Here is a 17,781-nt window from a genome sequence, read left to right as displayed (position 1 = left end):
TCAGCACTAAAAGCCTCAAATTATGGTTTGAGGCTTTGTTTGCCATCAATGGATTTTCAAGTTCACGATCCTTGAAACTCAAACTGGATGACTACCATCTGCAATTGGAAAATCATCCTGACACTGTTTTTTCTACCCGTCTCTGGGCGACAGCATCTTCTTCAGTTGATGCTGGCAGTTTTATTTATCATTCACTTAATCTACCGATCCTATCCAAACCCAATTGTATGAGCAGTCTAGCTATAAATTCACCAATTGATCTAGCCATTCCGGAATGGTTAAAAAAATGTTTGAAGGAGTCATGCACAAGTAACGGCGAGGCGGAAGATGACCGAAGGCATAATGATACAGTCTTAATTGGTCGTGCATTTGAATTTGCTTACCAACTGCATCAAGGTCAATACCGAAAATCGGGAGAAGCATACATTGCTCATCCTATCGCTGTAGCCGACTTGCTGCGTGACTTGGGAGGCAGTGCTGCTATGATAGCAGCTGGATTTCTCCATGATGTTGTTGAAGATACAGAAGTTACAAGTGAAGAAATAGAAGAACGCTTTGGCCCAGAAGTACGGCAATTGGTTGAAGGTGTCACCAAGCTTTCTAAAATAAATTTCACCAGCAAAACCGAAAGTCAAGCCGAAAACTTCCGGCGGATGTTTTTGGCAATGGCGCAAGATATTCGGGTGATTGTGGTGAAATTGGCAGATCGTTTGCATAATATGCGAACTTTACAATATATGTCAGAGGCCAGCCGCCGCCGCAGTGCCCAGGAAACGCGAGATATATTCGCGCCTTTGGCCAATCGCTTGGGAATTTGGCGAATTAAATGGGAACTGGAAGATTTGGCTTTTAAGTATTTGGAACCAGAAGCTTTCCGCCAAATGCAAGAACTTGTTTCCGAAAAACGGACGGCGCGAGAAGAGAAACTGGCTAAAGCTACAGATATTTTGCGAGAACGTTTGCAGCAAACCGGAATCGTCTTTCAGGATATTAGCGGTCGTCCCAAGCATCTTTATAGCATTTATCAAAAAATGCACCGCCAGCAAAAGGAATTTCATGAAATTTACGATTTGGCAGCGCTGCGGATTATTGTTCAAACCAATGAGGAATGCTATCGGGCGTTGGCGGTAGTTCATGATGCTTTTCGCCCAATTCCTGGGAGATTTAAAGACTACATTGGACTGCCAAAGCCTAACCGTTATCAGTCGTTGCATACTGGGGTGATTGGATTAACCGGCCGTCCTTTGGAGGTGCAAATTCGGACAATCGAAATGCATCATATCGCCGAGTATGGGATTGCCGCCCATTGGAAGTATAAAGAAACAGGGGGTTCTAGTATTAGCCATTTGACAGCCACAGATGACAAGTTTGCTTGGCTGCGGCTGCTGCTGGAATGGCAAACTGATCTCAAGGATGCTCAAGAATATCTTGATAGCATCAAAGATAATCTATTTGAAGATGATGTCTATGTCTTCACCCCTAAGGGGGATGTTGTTCCTTTAAGCCCTGGTTCTACCACTGTAGATTTTGCTTATCGCATTCATACGGAAGTGGGAAACCACTGTTCAGGGGCACGGGTGAATGGGCGAATGGTATCTCTATCAACACGGCTACAAAATGGCGATATTGTAGAAGTTCTCACCCAAAAGAACTGCCATCCGAGTTTAGATTGGTTGAACTTTGTGAGAAGTTCGGCGGCAAAATATCGAATAAAACAATGGTACAAGCGATCGCGCCGGGAAGAAAATGTTGCCCGTGGACGGGAATTGTTAGAAAAGGAACTCGGTAAAACTGGTTTTGATAGTCTGCTAAAATCCGACGCAATGCAGATTGTTGGCGAAAAGTGTAACTACCACAGCGTAGAAGATTTACTCGCTGGTTTGGGTTACGGAGAAATTACGTTGAACCTAGTGCTAAATCGCTGGCGAGAAGTGGCGAAGGGACAACAGCCAGTTTCCACAGTATCGCCTTTTATTCCCAAAGAACCAACATCAAAGGCTTTGCGAGATGCACCTCCAACTACTTCTCGCGCCAGTGATTCGCCTATTGTTGGTGTGGAGGGGCTAGTATATTATTTAGCTGGGTGTTGTACCCCGATTCCTGGCGAACCGATTATTGGTGTGGTGACGCGAGGTAGGGGGATTTCAATTCATCGCCAAGGCTGCCATAATCTAGAAACTGTGGAGTATGAGCGCTTAGTACCAGTTAGGTGGAACCCAGGCGCAGAAAATAGCGGTCGTCCGCACACTTACCCTGTAGATGTTCAAATTGAAGCCCTTGACCGTGTAGGGGTGCTAAAGGATATTCTCTCACGGCTGAGTGACCAAGGAATCAATGTCCGCCATGCTCAGGTGAAAACGGCTATTGGCCAACCTGCATTGATGGATTTAGGAATAGATATACGCGATCGCTCTCAATTAGAGCAAGTCTTTGTGCAAATTAAAAAAATGAGCGACATTTTGAATATCCGCCGCGTTGGTCAAATTGACGAGTAGGTGATTTTTGGGGTGCGTTAACGGAGTTTGACGCACCAGTTTGCGATCGTTTATTCATCCGCCACTCGTACAGCATTCATTCTGTTAGCGATAGCGGGGCGTTTAGCCCATTCTGACTCCTGAATTCTGTTTGATAAATTGCAGATAAAGCAGCAAATAATGCATTAATTGAAGAAGAATTCAGAAGTCAGAATTCAGGAGTCAGAATCAATCAGTCGGGGATTCAGACCCGCCACTGTCTTGTTGACCACCAAATTTTAAATTTGGTGGGGGTCTTAAACCCAGTTATTCATTCGCCACTCGTACAGAATTCATTCTGAATTCTGACTCCTGACTCCTGAATTCTGTTTGATAAATATAAGTTATCTGAACTTTAATCTTAAATTTATAAATGACCTCTCACTCACAAATAGCAGAAGGGTGGCATGGCAAACTTAATTTAGTCTATGCCGATCGCCAAGGTGCAACCCAGTTAATTTACGATCGCCACCAAGCCCCTCTGAAAGTACAACGCCCATTTTACCCAGAAGGGCAAAAAGTTTGTCATAGCGTCATTTTACACACGGCTGGGGGAATGGTAGGAGGCGATCGCTTATCTTCTAACATCCACCTCCAACCCCAAGCCCAAGCTTTAATCACTACGGCTGCTGCAAGCAAGATATACCGCAGCAATGGCTTACAAGCTAGACAAAGCATCCAAATGCAAGTTGACAGTGGTGCTTGTTTAGAATGGTTGCCCCAAGAGACAATTTTATTTAACGAGGCAATTTATCGGCAAGATTTACGGGTAGAATTAGCAACTGGGAGCAGTTGGTTAGGTTGGGAAATTACCCGATTTGGTCGCAGTGCTAGGGGAGAAAAATTTTTACAAGGAGAATGGCGATCGCATACCGAAATTTGGCAGCAAGGCGTTCCATTATGGATCGATCGACAATTGTTACGGGGTAGCGAAGATATTTTCCATAGTCCCCACGGCTTGGCTGGAAAACCAATATTAGGTAGTCTGGTTTGGGTTGGTGGTGCAGTTTCGGTAGAAATTGTTGAAAAAACACGGAATCTGTGGGGTGGGGAAGGAGAGGCGGGTGTTAGCCGATTACAACATGGATTATTGTGTCGATATCGCGGTTCTTCTACATCTGAGGTGAGAAACTGGTTTATTGATGTTTGGCAGATGCTGCGAGTTTCTTTTTTGAATCGGGGTAATTGTATACCAAGAGTGTGGCAGGTTTAAACGAACCGCAGAGGCGCAGAGAACACAGAGAGAGGAGAGAGGAGAGAGGAGAGAGGAATGCAACTTACGCCGCAGGAAAAAGATAAGCTATTGATTTTTACTGCTGCTTTAGTAGCAGAAAGACGCAAAGGAAGGGGTTTAAAACTGAATTATCCCGAAGCTGTTGCTTATATTTCTGCTGCTATTTTAGAAGGGGCGAGAGATGGGCAAACTGTAGCAGAATTAATGAGTTATGGTACAACACTATTAACACGCGAAGATGTCATGGAAGGGATATCTGAAATGGTGCATGATGTGCAAGTTGAAGCTACTTTTCCTGATGGTACAAAGTTAGTGACAGTACATAATCCAATTCGTTAAATTTGTTTCATGCTGCGTTGCTTTTAATTACTATTTAGACTAACAAAAGACAAAAAGACTCAGCAGTGCTGAGTTGAGAATCTCAAAACTTACATAGTTAAACCACAGTTAAACCACATCCATTTTGAGAACCATACTTTTTAAAAGTAGTGGGAGCATCTTGCTCCCATCTAGTAGCGGGCAAGATGTCCGCACTCCAGGTTTAAAAATGGACGAGGTTTATAAGTGAAGGGGACTTAAACCCCCAAATTTAGTTAAACCTAAGCAAATGCGCTCCTTGTAAATGCCAAAGTAATTTTATTAGGACTTACGCAAAATATCTCTCAAACTCTCATTTCTCCGTGTCCTCTGCGCCTCTGCGGTTCGTTATTCCGTGACTCTTGCGTAAGTCCTATTTATGTTTCTTTTGTACCTAAAAAGAAAACAAAGTTATCTCAGCTGTAAAATATAGGTTTAGAGTCAGTAGTAGATTAAACCTCGGCAAAACCAATCCCTAAAAATGCCAGGGTAATTTTATGCCTGTTTTGTGTCTAAGAAAAAACCAAGTTATCCCAGCTATAAAATATGAGGGTGGAGCCAAAGGTGACTAGTATTGATAATTACAACTTCTCTTTTTCAGGAGAAGTGGCAATCCCACAGGCTCCTCCTGACTTTAAATCAGGTTTTATCGGCATTGTTGGTCGTCCAAATGTCGGTAAATCTACTTTAATGAATCAATTGGTAGGACAAAAAATTGCCATAACTTCCCCTGTAGCACAAACTACACGTAACCGTTTGCGCGGCATATTAACTACACCAGAAGCGCAGTTAATATTTGTAGATACGCCAGGAATTCATAAGCCCCATCACCAACTGGGCGAGGTGTTGGTGCAAAATGCCAAAATTGCCATTGAATCGGTAGATGTAATACTGTTTGTGGTAGATGGAGCCGTGGCTTGTGGATCGGGCGATCGCTATATTGCCGAATTGCTCAGTCGTAGCAAAACACCGGTGATTCTGGGCATGAACAAAACCGATCAACAACCGCCCGATTCTCAGTTTCTAGATGATAGTTACGCCCAGATGGCCGAGTCTCATGAATGGGAAATTGTGAAATTTTCTGCCAAGACGAGTGCAGGATTACCACAACTTCAAGAATTATTAATTGGACATTTAGAAATTGGGCCGTTATACTACCCACCAGATTTGGTAACTGACCAGCCAGAGCGCTTTATTATGGGTGAATTAATCCGAGAACAAATTTTATTATTGACTCGTGAAGAAGTACCCCATTCAGTAGCGATCGCAATTGATCTAGTAGAAGAAGCTCCCAGCATTACCCGTATACTTGCTACCATCAACGTTGAGCGTGATTCCCAAAAAGGCATACTCATTGGCAAAGGCGGAGCAATGCTCAAAGCAATTGGTAGTGAAGCCCGCGAACAAATCCAAAAGTTAATCGCTGGCAAAGTTTACTTAGAATTATTTGTCAAAGTCCAACCAAAATGGCGACAGTCGCGGATTAGTTTAGCAGAGTTAGGCTATCGCGTCGAAGAATAAAAATTGGGCATTGGGCATTAGTTATTAACAAATGACTAATGACTAATGACAAATAAGAAATGACTCTTAATTAATAAAAATGTCTTTAGATATTCGCTATCCCTTAAATTTACCTGTGAATGCTCCGCCATTGCGGGTGTTAATTGTCGAAGACGATCCGATGATGCAATTGGGATTAGAGCAATCATTAATGGCTCATCCTCAGTTGGAAATTGTTGGACAAGCCGAAGATGGTTATTTGGGAGTTCAAGCTGCACTGCAACTAAAACCCGATTTGGTGGTTATGGATATAGGATTGCCGCGATTGGATGGCATTGCAGCGACACAGCAAATTAAGGCGGCGTTGCCAGCAACTCATGTGGTAATGCTGACATCTCATCAAACGGAGACAGAAATTATTGCCGCCCTATCTAGCGGTGCAGATGCGTATTGTATTAAAGGTGCAAGTGTGGAACGATTGTTAAGTGCGATCGCAGCCGCAGTTGATGGTGCAGCCTATCTCGATCCCCAAATCGCGCGACGAGTAATTGATAATCTCAAACCGCCTGCACCCACCAGCAACAACGCTAATTTATCTGGGCGCGAATTAGAAGTTTTGAAACTCATGGTAGACGGCTTAAGTAACCCAGAGATTGCCCAGAAACTTTATCTTAGTCCTAACACTATTAAAACTCATGTCCGAGGGATTATGAATAAATTAGCAGTGGACGATCGCGTGCAAGCAGCAGTTGTGGCACTCCGTTCAGGTTTGGTTTGATGTCAGAATAAATTCAAATTTTTACTACTGAATCTCTGGATCGCTGGGCGTTGCGCTCCCTACTGGATATGCAACTTTAAAAATACTAAATTTCAATCTTCTGGTGGTATTTATAACTTTCAAAACAGTTGTAAATATAGCAACCGTCAAGGCGGTTTGAGTCTCTTTTCTTGTAGAGGGATCGCTGTATATACAGCGTATTGCGGGTAAATGAAGTAGGGGCACAACATGTTGTGCCCCTAAGATGATCTGTACCTCACGCCTGTTGCAATCTGCTATATTGAGCTTTCTAATCCGCACGAATTTTTAATCCAATTTACAAGAAAAGTCGTACATTTATATATAATAGATATACGACTTTATACCTGATTTATTTATTACCAATTTTTTTAAATGGTTTATCTCAATGCATTTTAGTTAAAAGAGTTTGAGAATTGATTAGGGTCTAGATTAGCAGGAAATAATAAAATTTCCTTGCCTTCTAAGTTAGCCTTATGGTGAAGCAAAATTGCCTTTTCCAAATAACAAAATTTAATTGGAACCCATCTATCACTATAAAAATAGACAGTTACTCGGCTCATTGCATACTCTTTAAACGGCAGTGGAACGCACCAGGACGAGTCCACAATTTGAACCTTACCTGTCGTGTCCATGCTTTCACCCTCAGCTACTAAGTATATTTACTCTCTACTCATCACTCTGACTACTTTCACTCATCCAAGTGAGTTTGAGTAACTATCATAAGTAATAAGCTGATATAGCTTTAAGTTAGATATTTAGGTAAAAGATTAGGAGTCAACGAGTTTTTAGTTGAGATTGAGTCTTAGTAGTTAGTAAGGAATTTTCCGGTCAAGTTTGACAGGTTGTCTTTTGACGCAACTATTCTTTTAAAATTATTGTTCTTAAGTACTGGTGGAAAATAGCATCAAAAATCTTTTTGAATTTTTATTTAATTGTCTTTCCCCAGTCCGCCTGGTTTACTTCACTTACTCTAAGAAACTCTATGTTCCACTTTACCCTAGAGAAGAATTTGGGATGGTTATTATTAATTTCGGTTTTGATTGCCACACCAGTTAATGCCCACACTGAAAAGGTTTCTGGAAATGTGGGCGGGATGCTGCATATTGAACCCCATGACAATCCCCAAGCTGGCAAAACCGCTCATGCTTGGATTGTCCTCACCCGTAAAGGCGGGCAACTAATCCCCCTGACACAATGTAACTGTCAGTTGGCTGTCTATCCTCAACCTCACACCAAAACTGATACCCCATTGCTGAAGCCAAGTTTACATAGTGTATCAACCAAGCAATATAAAAGCATTCCCGGAGCCGACATCGTATTTCCCAAAGTAGGAGCTTATGATTTGGAGTTAAGCGGTACTTCTAAATCTGGAGGTAATTTCAAGCCCTTTGTGTTGTCTTACCCAGTCACTGTCGGCTCATAAAAGCTGAAGCGTGTCAAATTTCATGCTGTAGCAAAGATCCCCCAGACTTCAGAAATCTTAGTGCGATCGCTACTGCAATGGACGCGATCGCCAGGATGATAAAAAATTTAACGATATATCATTGTTTGTAGTAAGGACTTTAGTCCTAAGAAAAGGGCTAAAGCCCTTACTAAGAGCTAAATTTATCTAGCTTTATATTAGAAAACATAGTTTGATTTATTCTCACCGACTTACTGAACTTATCTTAATAAATAGCGACGAACGACTAACTGAACGGCGGAGATTGCGCTGAACTGTTCAGACCTGACACAGGTAAAATAATTTTAAGGAAACTCTTCAGCAGAACCACAACGCTGAAAATTAGCCTAAAAATATCTTATTGGTACGATCGCAGGAGGCAAAAAATGGGTTTGGCTGGATTAAGAATTGTGTTGGTAGAACCAGCTGGGCCGATCAATATCGGGGCGATCGCCAGAGTCATGAAAAATTTCGGGCTATATAATTTAGTATTAGTGAACCCCCAATGCGATCCGCTATCGACGGAAGCTTTGATGATGTCTGTTCATGGTCAGGAAATTATCGAATCTGCGGTATTAGTGCCGACCTTACCAGAAGCATTGCATGGATGTGTACGAGCGATCGCTACCACCGGTCGCGTTCGCAGTTTAGAAACACCCTTAGAAAATCCCCGCACTGCACTACCCTGGTTACTAGAGGAACCAGAAGAACCCGCAGCCCTGATTTTTGGCAGGGAAGACCGGGGATTGAGCAATGAAGAATTAAATTATGCACAGAGATTTGTTGCTATTCCCACAAGTCCAGATTATGTAGCCCTAAATTTGGCAACCGCCGTAGCAATCTGCTGTTATGAATTGTCACAATCCGCCCAGCAACCTAATACTCAGACTATAACCCAACCTGAACTCGCTCCCTTAGATGTTGTGGAAGGATACTACCAGCAATTAGAATCAGTACTACTGAAAATTGGTTATGTATATCCGCATACGGCAGCTAGTCGGATGGGAAAATTTCGCCAATTGTATAATCGCGCTCACCTGAAAACTGGCGAAGTAGCCATGCTCCGGGGAATTTTGCAACAGGTAGAATGGGCGCTAAAAAAACAGAGGGATAGTGAAAACTTGTAATTATTCGTTTAATATATACGCAATCATGCCCCCAAAATATTTAACATAGCTTAAACTAAACACAAAAGTGCTACTTAGTGGCAAAGTGGAATTTGAGTACCAAATATTGCTTAAAGATTAAATTTTGGGTCAGGAGTCTGCAAGAAAACAGTCAAGTAGGTCACAAGGAGTAACTGTGTCAGAGTCAGGTGACGAACTAACAGCTTTCTCGCGGCGACAACCCTTAAATCGCCGCCAACGTCCACAAAAAGTTCAAAAAGTGGCGCAAAAGAAAGTTAAAGCTAACAACAGCCAGCAGCAAGCTGTCAATGGACAAAAAGCGGTGCTAGCACGCCCCAAAAATCGTATTAGTCCTCCCCCAAGCCCTAATGCTACGCGCAGCAGCAGGGTAAAATCGGGTTTAGTCATGCCAACGGCAGTAAAACCCATACCGACTGTGAAAGGGAGAATTCCTCCCTTTCGACCAGGGGCTGTGATGGTGAAAACAGTGCGGATGGAAAAGCCAAAAGTCGGCAGACGAACATCGCACAAAACGCGATTAAAGCCAATGGCTAAAACCATGTTGTATGTTGTGCGGTTGTTGATTGTGGGTGTTGGGATGGGTGCAATTGTGGGCACGGTGTTGTCAGTATTAGACCCGGCTAATCGCATCAGTACAACTCCTGCGCCCCAATCTAATAGTAATGTGGGTAATGTGGCGCGATCGCAGCCACAAGCTACTCAAGCTCCCCCAAGTGCCACTTCGAGCTTATACTTATCCCAGGAAATTATTTCCTTAAAAAATGCCGTGCAAAATTTGGCGACGGCCAACCCAAGTCTTACACCAGGCATTTTCTTGGTAGATTTAGATACTGGTAATTATGTAGATGTCAACGCCTCTGCGAGTTTTGCGGCAGCTAGCACAATTAAAGTGCCAATTTTACTAGCCTTTTTCCAGGATGTGGACGCGGGGAAAATCCGCCTGGATGAAATGCTGACTATGCAACAGGAAATGATAGCTGGTGGTTCTGGAAATCTGCAATACAAACCAGCCGGAACCAAGTACGCTGCTTTGGAAGTTGTCACTAAAATGATTACAATCAGCGACAACACGGCGACAAATATGCTGATTGCCCGACTAGGAGGGATGGAAGCGTTAAACCAGCGTTTTCGCACCTGGGGATTGACAACCACCACAATTCGTAATCAACTCCCAGATTTGCAAGGGACAAATACTACTACTCCCAAAGAATTGGCAAATTTGATGGCGATTGTGAGTCAGGGAAATTTAGTCAGTATGCCATCACGCGATCTCATGCTCGATATCTTGCGTCGTACCCAAAGAGATACACTGCTACCATCGGGTTTGGGAACAGGCGCAAGAGCATTCCACAAAACGGGCGATATCGGTACAATGTTGGCAGACACAGGTTTAATTGTTGTTCCAACTGGCAAGCGCTATATAGCTAGTGTCATGGTACAACGTCCAGAAAACGACCCTCGCGCCGAAAAACTGATTAGCTCAATTTCTCGCGCTGCCTACGAAGAGTTTAGCCAAAATGCTGTTACGCCCAACAGTACCACTACTATACCCACAAATGGTTATCAGCCCCAAGTAGCGAATCCGGCTTTACCCAACGGTACAACAGGCACTGTACCCATGAGTGGTTATCAACCCCCTGTTGTGAATCCTGTGCCAAATGGTTATCAATCTCCAGTTATGAATCCGCAATATTATCCCCCAAGATAATTATTAATTTATTTAAAAATGGTTTTATTCCTAAGCTAAACAATGCTGTTGTCTTTGAACTCTTAACTTTTTTGATATCTCATTCCTGGTAGTTGCGAAACTAAACCCATAAGTTCCAATTGTAACAAAGCACTGGAAACTGAACCAGCGGCCATGCCGGTTTGTTGAACAATAAAATCGAAAGGTAAAGCTTCACTTGTGAGTGCATCCATTACTGTTTGCAATTCTGGCGATAAACTTGGTAAGCTTAACTGCTCTGATGTTGTAGAAGTCTCGACTCCATCAATTTGTGGTATTGCTCCCAGCATTGTTAACAGTTCATCTACTTCCTTGAGAATGAAAGAAGCCCCCTGACTCAGCAACTTTAAACACCCTTGGGATGGATGATCGTCCACTCTTCCAGGTAATGCATAGACATCTCTACCAAATTCATTTGCGTAGGTAGCTGTAATTAAAGCACCAGATTTGATCGGCGCTTCCATTACCAGGATGGCGCGGCTTAAACCTGCAATAATCCGGTTGCGACGGGGAAAGTGAGTGCGATCGGGTGGGGTTTTTGTGGGGTACTCACTCACAACTAAGCCAGCCGTCAAAATTTGTTTGTATAAATCACGATTTTTATGGGGATAGATAACATCTACGCCAGTTCCCAAAACTGCGATCGTGCGTCCACCTGCTTTCATGGCGGCGATGTGGCTTTCTGTGTCAATTCCCTCTGCCATCCCAGAAACAACAGTAAAGCCATTTTTAGCCAAAGCTGTACTAATTTGGCGAGTCCAACGGATGCCATATTCTGAGGGTTGGCGTGTGCCGACAATGCCAACCATCGGTTTTTGTCCGAGATTTTCTTGAAGTTCGACTTCACCGCGATAGTACAAAATCGGCGGTGGACTGGGAGTTTCTAATAGTAAGCGGGGATAATCTGCATCTGCTGGTGTCCAGAAATGGGAGTTTTCCTGCTGGTGCTTAGTGAATAGTTGTTCTGGGTGTAGGCGCGATCGCTGTTGTACTACTTTTTCTAATGTTTGCAAACCAAAACCCTCTACTTCTGCTAACTGTACCTTGGTAGCATTCCAAGCAGTTGCTAGCGTGCCAAAATGCTGTTGCAGCCGTCGCAGTAATACCGGGCCAATTCCCGAAATTTGCGCCCAAGCTAACCAATATGCGCCTTCTTCAACCACGTTTGCATCCTCACACCTACTGGATTGAGTATTCCCAAATTAGTGCTGGCTGTTGATATAGAAAGGAGTCGGGAGAAATATCCAATACGCAATATTTAGCCCCTTGACTCTTGACCCTTAACCATTGACTATTAACTATTGTGATTATTTACTGTGATGAAATATTTCTATCGTCTTTTAATATGCCTCTCTGGGTGCTTAATATTTTTACTAGTGCATAGTGGACTTGGTTTATTGCCGAGTTTGGCTGCTGAGAAAGTTACTTTCAGATACGGGTTGTTTGAGCAATCAATCCCGGTAGCAGATATCCGCAGCTATAGCGAGACACAAAAGGCTTCTAGCGATCTAAAACCTTTCTTAGATTACCTCAGCGCCCTGGATAAACAGAAGTTTAAAGAGACGCTTCAGGTAAAAATGTCTCTTGATATTGTGGCTTTAGATAAGCTGATAAATACAGATATGGGCAAGCAAATTTTATCTTTTGCTTCCCTTGCGATCGCTCGTCGCGATCAAGCCAGTATCCAAGCCCTACGATCTGCCATTATCATTGGAGCAAAATCACCAGAAGGTCTAGGACTAGTTAGCTTTCTCCAAGCATATCCCAGTAATCAACTAGTTATTGATGTGTCAAAAATTTCTCGGCTAGTCGGACTAGCAAATTCCTCTTCTAGTCCTGCTGATGCACCTCCAAAGGATGATGTAAGTTCTTCACCTTTAGGGAAAATTGCACTGCAATATCAAAAATTAGCCGCCCAAGATAAACAGTTTTCCGGTTGCTTATTTGGTGATTCTATTTCGGCTGAACTTGGTAATACCCTTGGGAGTGGTACTTTTAATTTTGGGTTAAATGGTCTGAGTGCAATCTCATTACTAGAACAACTTAAAATTTTAATTCCTACGAAGGTTAAATGTGAAAAAGCGATTATTGCCATAGGTGGAAATGATGCTTGGTATGGAATTAGTGACGAGTTGTTTACCAAAAATCTCCAAGAAGCGATCGCACTGATCAGAACAATGGGGAATAAAGAGATTTTTCTGATTCCAGCTTTTTATTCAACAGTTGCAGGAAGCTCAGATCCAACTATATCAGCCCCAAATTCTAGAGTTGAACAAATTAACGCTTTGATTAATAAAGTTGCTGAAATAGAAAAAGTGGCACTTGCAGCAACAGGAGTAGCACCATTGTATGAGAATAATGTTCTTAAAGATAATTTGTCGAGCGATGGCGATCATCTGAACGCAGAAGGGCTAAAAATTTATCGACAAGCATTATTACAAATTCTGCAAAAGTAATAAATAGCCCTTCTAGATACTAGGAAAAAGTTGTTTAAAATTTGGTAATAGGTAAAAGCCCGCACTATAATTTTTCCATTTTGCACCCAATCCCTTTACCAAAGAATTGGGTCTAAAGCCCCGTGCTTTGAGCATGGGCTTTAAAGTAAGGAGTAAGGAGTGGATGAAAATGGGTATTTACTTATTACTTATTACTTATTACTTATTACTTATTACTCATTACTTATTACTTTTAGGATTTCCAATTGAAAAACCGCGCATAAATATAAGCTATGCCTTCATCAAGAATTGTCCGTACACCTTGGCTATAATTCCACCATTTGTTTGGATCATAATCTTGTGTTTTGGCAGCGATTGCACCAACTTGGACGTTAGGTGTAAGTAGTTTTTTGAACAAAAACCAACTCCTTCGGGTGTGAACATCCAAAGAAAAAAGATTAATTGATTGTAGCTTTAAATTTGAATTAGATAGCCAGCGATTAAATTCAGCAGCAGATGCATAACTACGATCCTTAATTACCGTAGGTGTTGGAACGGCTACTACCTTCTCTGATTCTAAACCGAGCTTCTTGAAGGTAGCAGCTGAAACTTCTGCAAAGTTCTTATATTCGCTAAGAAAATTTCCTTTTTCTATTGAGCCTCCCGTGGTAATTAATAGACGATAAGAGCCAGTTTTAAATTCAATCAGAGCTTGTTGTATGGCATAATCTGGTAACCATCCTTCAACAACCAATGCTTCTGCTGATTTGATCGGGGAAGTCACGGCAAGAAATGAGTGTACATGAGTAATAGTGAAAAATATTAAATAAGCAATCAAAGCGATGGCAATCGCCCACCCCTGAACCGTAAGTGTCCACATTTCTTGGCGTTTTATTAGTTTGATTTTTGGAAATTTTTGACACCGACGATTTTTTACCCGCATTAGACCTTAGCTAAACGTTGTTCTTTCAAGTAAGTAAATACAGATTTATCTCCAATATCAGCAGGAATTTCTTGTACTGTTTTTCGTAGAGCAAACACTAAAAACAACGTTGCCCAAATTCCTAATAAAACACTTTCGCCCTGAGTTGGCAAAATTCCCACCAAATGTCCTAACAAGAGTACTGGTACTATTGGGGTTAATACTTTGGTTTCTAAGCGATTGAAACAAACAGCCTCTTTAAAATAAATTCCTGTCAAAGCAACGAAGATAAAACCAACTCCAAATAAGGTCAGAGGCTGATTGTAAACAGTCAAAGCTAAAGGTTCAGTACTAGAAATTGCCAGAATCACTGATGCTATAGTACCGATCGCCCAAAAAACTTGCAACATTCGGTGCAGTAATGCCATGTAGATATGAATGGTAAATAAACTTACACCAAGAGCGAGAATAAAACAAGTATATAAAGGTGTAAGTGCAGTTACAATCGGGTTATTGTAGAACAAAACCAAAGCGCTGCCTATAGCAAAGCTCAGTGCTGCTACCATTAACCCAGTGCGGTAGATAATTACGCCAGTGCGATCGCTCTGAGTAATTGTAAATTCCCCAAACTGACCTTGATAAACTTCTGCTGGAAGTAGTGTTTGCGTAGTCATAGTTAAAAATATCGTTACGATTTACTAATAGAGTACAACGGGAAATTCCTGAAGGCTTACTTTTATTATCGACAACGAGACGAACTTGTGTCACAATCACTAAACTCTGAAGCTATTTTTGTAGTATTAGTTGACTTTCCAGACGCAGTAGCTGACGAATTATCTCTACCATTTGACCACTTTTTTTTTCGAGAGCGAAACTGCCAATGGACTGTACTAAGTCCGTAAAATCTTTTTAAGCGATCGCAATTCACCTCTAAAATCAAGCTATCATCAGATATTGTGGAATTTCCACGTGTCACTCAACAGCATCTATGACTGCTTCTCACTCTGAAACTCCATCTACCAAACCCGACCCAAGTACTTTTATTTCTGACCATCAACAGGTCGATCGCAGTAAGCTAAGTCAAATGTACTTGCATTATGTCGAGACGAAGGATAAATATCCTCATGCGGTGTTGCTGTATCGGGTGGGAGATTTCTTTGAATGCTATTTTCAAGATGCTGTCAAACTAGCGCAAGAATTAGAATTAGTTCTCACTAGTAAGCAAGCTGGGGAACAGGGACGAGTGGCGATGTCTGGTGTTCCGCATCATGCTTGGGAACGCTACACTACAATGCTAGTAGAAAAAGGCTATGCAGTAGTAATTTGTGACCAAGTAGAAGATGCTTCTGAAGCTGCTGGTAGATTGGTGCGGCGGGAAGTAACGCGCATTCTTACCCCTGGTACTTTGCTAGAAGAGGGAATGCTCAAATCAAGTCGCAATAATTATCTTGCAGCAGTAGTAATTGCCGCAAATCATTGGGGTTTAGCTTATGCAGATATCTCCACCGGGGAATTTCTCACAACTCAAGGTAGTGATTTAGAACATTTGACGCAAGAATTAATGCGCTTACAACCTTCAGAGGTGTTAGTTCCGACAAATGCGCCTGATTTGGGTAGCTTGCTGCGTCCCGGAGAAACTTCGCCCCATTTACCGGAGTGTTTGCCACCATCATTTTGCTATAGTTTGCGATCGCAAGTTCCATTTTCCCAAGGCGAAGCTAGACCTAGATTATTGCAGAAATTTAAGGTGCGATCGCTCGAAGGACTGGGTTGCGATAATCTTCCCCTCGCTGTCCGTGCGGCTGGTGGTCTTATAGAATACCTGGAAGATACTCAAAAAGAAAACCAAGTTCCTCTGCAAAAACTCCGCACCTATACTGTCACTGACTACTTAATTGTTGATAGTCAAACCCGCCGTAATCTGGAAATTACTCAAACCGTCCGAGATGGAACTTTTCACGGTTCTCTACTTTGGTCATTAGATAGAACTAGTACAGCGATGGGTGGGCGGGCTTTGCGGCGGTGGTTATTGCAACCATTACTTGATATTAAAGGTATTGGGGCACGTCTTGATACCATCCAAGAATTGATGGAAAATACGCCTCTGCGTCAAGATTTGCGGCAATTGTTACGCCAAATTTATGACCTAGAACGCCTCACCGGAAGGGCGGGTTCTGGTACAGCTAATGCTAGAGATTTAGTAGCTTTAGCAGATTCCCTCTCACGTTTACCTGAATTATCCCACTTGGTAACTGAAGCGCGATCGCCATTTCTCAAAGCTTTACAAAAAGTCCCAAGTGTGTTGGAAGAATTGGCACAAAAGTTACACGCCCATCTTATGGAGTCACCACCTATATTAATTAAAGAAGGTGGATTGATTCGCCCTAGTGTAAATCCCCTGTTGGATGAGAGGAAAGCAACTGTAGAAGCAGACCAGCAATGGATTGCCAACTTAGAAGTTGATGAGAGGGCTAAGACGGGAATTTCGACGCTGAAGGTAGGATTTAATAAAACTTTTGGTTACTATATCAGTATTTCTCGCACCAAAGCTGACCAAGTACCGACTAATTATATCCGCAAGCAAACTCTGACCAATGAGGAACGTTACATCACCCCAGATTTGAAGGAACGAGAAGCCCGAATTCTCACGGCGCGGGATGATTTAAATCAGTTGGAGTATGAGATTTTTACAGCATTGCGGGAAGAAGTCGCGCAAGAGGCGGAAGTAATTCGTAATTTATCTCGTGCAGTGGCGGCGGCAGATGTATTGTGTGGTTTAGCTGAGTTGGCAGTGCATCAAGGTTATTGTCGTCCAGAAATGTTACCAGGAAGAGAGATAAATATTCTTGATGGCCGTCATCCGGTGGTGGAACAGTCTTTACCTGCGGGTTTCTTCGTGCCGAATTCGACGCAATTGGGTGAAGAGTCATTAGTCATTAGTCATGTGTCATTAGCAGATGACCAAGAACAAATGACAAATGACAATCCCGATTTGATAATTCTTACCGGGCCAAATGCCAGTGGCAAAAGTTGTTATTTGCGTCAGGTGGGATTGATTCAGTTAATGGCGCAGATTGGTAGTTTTGTACCAGCTAGGTTTGCTAGATTGGGAATATGCGATCGCATTTTTACCCGTGTAGGGGCAGTAGACGATCTTGCAACTGGTCAATCTACCTTCATGGTAGAAATGAATGAAACGGCGAATATTCTCAACCATGCCACATCTAGGTCGCTAGTTTTATTAGATGAAATTGGTCGGGGAACAGCAACATTTGATGGTCTTTCCATAGCTTGGGCGGTGGCAGAATATATTGCAGTGGATATTCGGTCACGAACAATTTTTGCTACTCATTACCATGAATTGAATGAATTAGCTAGCATTTTGCCAAATGTGGCTAATTATCAAGTGACGGTAAAAGAATTACCCGACCAAATTATCTTTTTGCACCAAGTTCAACCGGGAGGCGCTGATAAATCTTATGGAATTGAAGCGGGAAGATTGGCAGGTTTACCAGCCGTAGTTATTCAACGGGCGAAACAAGTGATGGGGCAAATTGAGAAACACAGTAAGATTGCGATGGGGCTGCAAAATCTTGATGGATAAGCAAGTTCGTAGTCAGTTTAATAGATCCCAAAGACGCGATAAATCGCAGTCCTAACTGAAAAAACGGATTCTCGAAATAAGATAAGCTAAAAATATTTTAAT

At 42.4% G+C, this 17,781-nt stretch carries 14 protein-coding genes; 10 read left to right on the top strand and 4 right to left on the bottom strand.

The features are described from left to right. Nucleotides 1-227: 227 nt before the first annotated feature. The 8 genes from V7K98_RS03480 to V7K98_RS03445 all read left to right on the top strand — a co-directional run bounded on the left by V7K98_RS03480 (nt 228) and on the right by V7K98_RS03445 (nt 10,700). A complete protein-coding gene (locus V7K98_RS03480) occupies nt 228-2,495 on the top strand; it encodes a RelA/SpoT family protein (protein WP_335019472.1) in 2,268 nt (755 codons plus the stop codon). 391 nt (nt 2,496-2,886) lie between these two features. After that, nucleotides 2,887-3,726, top strand: coding sequence for an urease accessory protein UreD (locus tag V7K98_RS03475; protein ID WP_335019431.1), 840 nt, complete (start codon nt 2,887-2,889; stop codon nt 3,724-3,726). Between the two features lie 57 nt (nt 3,727-3,783). Further along, the gene (gene ureA, locus V7K98_RS03470) at nt 3,784-4,086 is read left to right on the top strand and encodes an urease subunit gamma (RefSeq protein ID WP_335019430.1); all 303 of its coding nucleotides are present in this window, start codon (nt 3,784-3,786) and stop codon (nt 4,084-4,086) included. Nucleotides 4,087-4,650: 564 nt separating this feature from the next. Next, nucleotides 4,651-5,625 (top strand): GTPase Era, encoded by a 975-nt coding sequence (era, locus tag V7K98_RS03465; protein WP_335019429.1) that lies wholly within the window; start codon nt 4,651-4,653, stop codon nt 5,623-5,625. Nucleotides 5,626-5,704: 79 nt separating this feature from the next. After that, nucleotides 5,705-6,382, top strand: a complete 678-nt coding sequence (locus V7K98_RS03460) for a response regulator transcription factor (RefSeq protein ID WP_334863340.1) — start codon at nt 5,705-5,707, stop codon at nt 6,380-6,382. Nucleotides 6,383-7,385: 1,003 nt separating this feature from the next. Continuing rightward, a complete protein-coding gene (locus V7K98_RS03455) occupies nt 7,386-7,826 on the top strand; it encodes a hypothetical protein (protein WP_335019428.1) in 441 nt (146 codons plus the stop codon). Nucleotides 7,827-8,230: 404 nt separating this feature from the next. Beyond that, entirely contained in the window at nt 8,231-8,971 is a 741-nt protein-coding gene (locus V7K98_RS03450; RefSeq protein WP_335019427.1) for an RNA methyltransferase, read from the top strand. A 175-nt stretch (nt 8,972-9,146) separates the two neighbouring features. Further along, on the top strand, nt 9,147-10,700 hold the full coding sequence (locus tag V7K98_RS03445; protein WP_335019426.1) for a serine hydrolase: 1,554 nt from the start codon (nt 9,147-9,149) through the stop codon (nt 10,698-10,700). 62 nt (nt 10,701-10,762) lie between these two features. Here the strand turns inward: V7K98_RS03445 and dprA are convergent, their stop codons facing one another. After that, nucleotides 10,763-11,881, bottom strand: a complete 1,119-nt coding sequence (gene dprA / locus V7K98_RS03440; protein ID WP_335019425.1) for a DNA-processing protein DprA — start codon at nt 11,879-11,881, stop codon at nt 10,763-10,765. Between the two features lie 213 nt (nt 11,882-12,094). Between dprA and V7K98_RS03435 the strand changes: the two genes are divergently transcribed. Then, the gene (locus V7K98_RS03435) at nt 12,095-13,174 is read left to right on the top strand and encodes an alpha/beta hydrolase (protein WP_335019424.1); all 1,080 of its coding nucleotides are present in this window, start codon (nt 12,095-12,097) and stop codon (nt 13,172-13,174) included. A 232-nt stretch (nt 13,175-13,406) separates the two neighbouring features. On the opposite strand, the gene V7K98_RS03430 is transcribed toward V7K98_RS03435, so the two are convergent. The 3 genes from V7K98_RS03430 to V7K98_RS03420 all read right to left on the bottom strand — a co-directional run bounded on the left by V7K98_RS03430 (nt 13,407) and on the right by V7K98_RS03420 (nt 15,051). Beyond that, complete coding sequence (locus tag V7K98_RS03430; protein ID WP_335019423.1) at nt 13,407-14,096, bottom strand: YdcF family protein; 690 nt, start codon at nt 14,094-14,096, stop codon at nt 13,407-13,409. Next, a complete protein-coding gene (locus tag V7K98_RS03425; protein WP_335019422.1) occupies nt 14,096-14,749 on the bottom strand; it encodes a DUF2301 domain-containing membrane protein in 654 nt (217 codons plus the stop codon). Before V7K98_RS03425 ends, V7K98_RS03430 begins: the two co-directional genes overlap by 1 nt. Before the next feature lie 65 nt (nt 14,750-14,814). After that, nucleotides 14,815-15,051 (bottom strand): hypothetical protein, encoded by a 237-nt coding sequence (locus V7K98_RS03420; protein ID WP_335019421.1) that lies wholly within the window; start codon nt 15,049-15,051, stop codon nt 14,815-14,817. A gap of 12 nt (nt 15,052-15,063) precedes the next feature. Here V7K98_RS03420 and mutS point away from each other — a divergent pair, with 12 nt between their 5' ends. Then, a complete protein-coding gene (gene mutS, locus V7K98_RS03415; RefSeq protein ID WP_335019420.1) occupies nt 15,064-17,679 on the top strand; it encodes a DNA mismatch repair protein MutS in 2,616 nt (871 codons plus the stop codon). Nucleotides 17,680-17,781: the final 102 nt, after the last annotated feature.

The sequence above is a fragment of the Nostoc sp. genome, from assembly GCF_036917435.1.
In the GTDB taxonomy this organism is placed as follows: Bacteria; Cyanobacteriota; Cyanobacteriia; order Cyanobacteriales; family Nostocaceae; genus Nostoc.
Note: the sequence above shows the minus strand (reverse complement) of the source record. Positions and strands in the feature narration are given on the sequence as shown.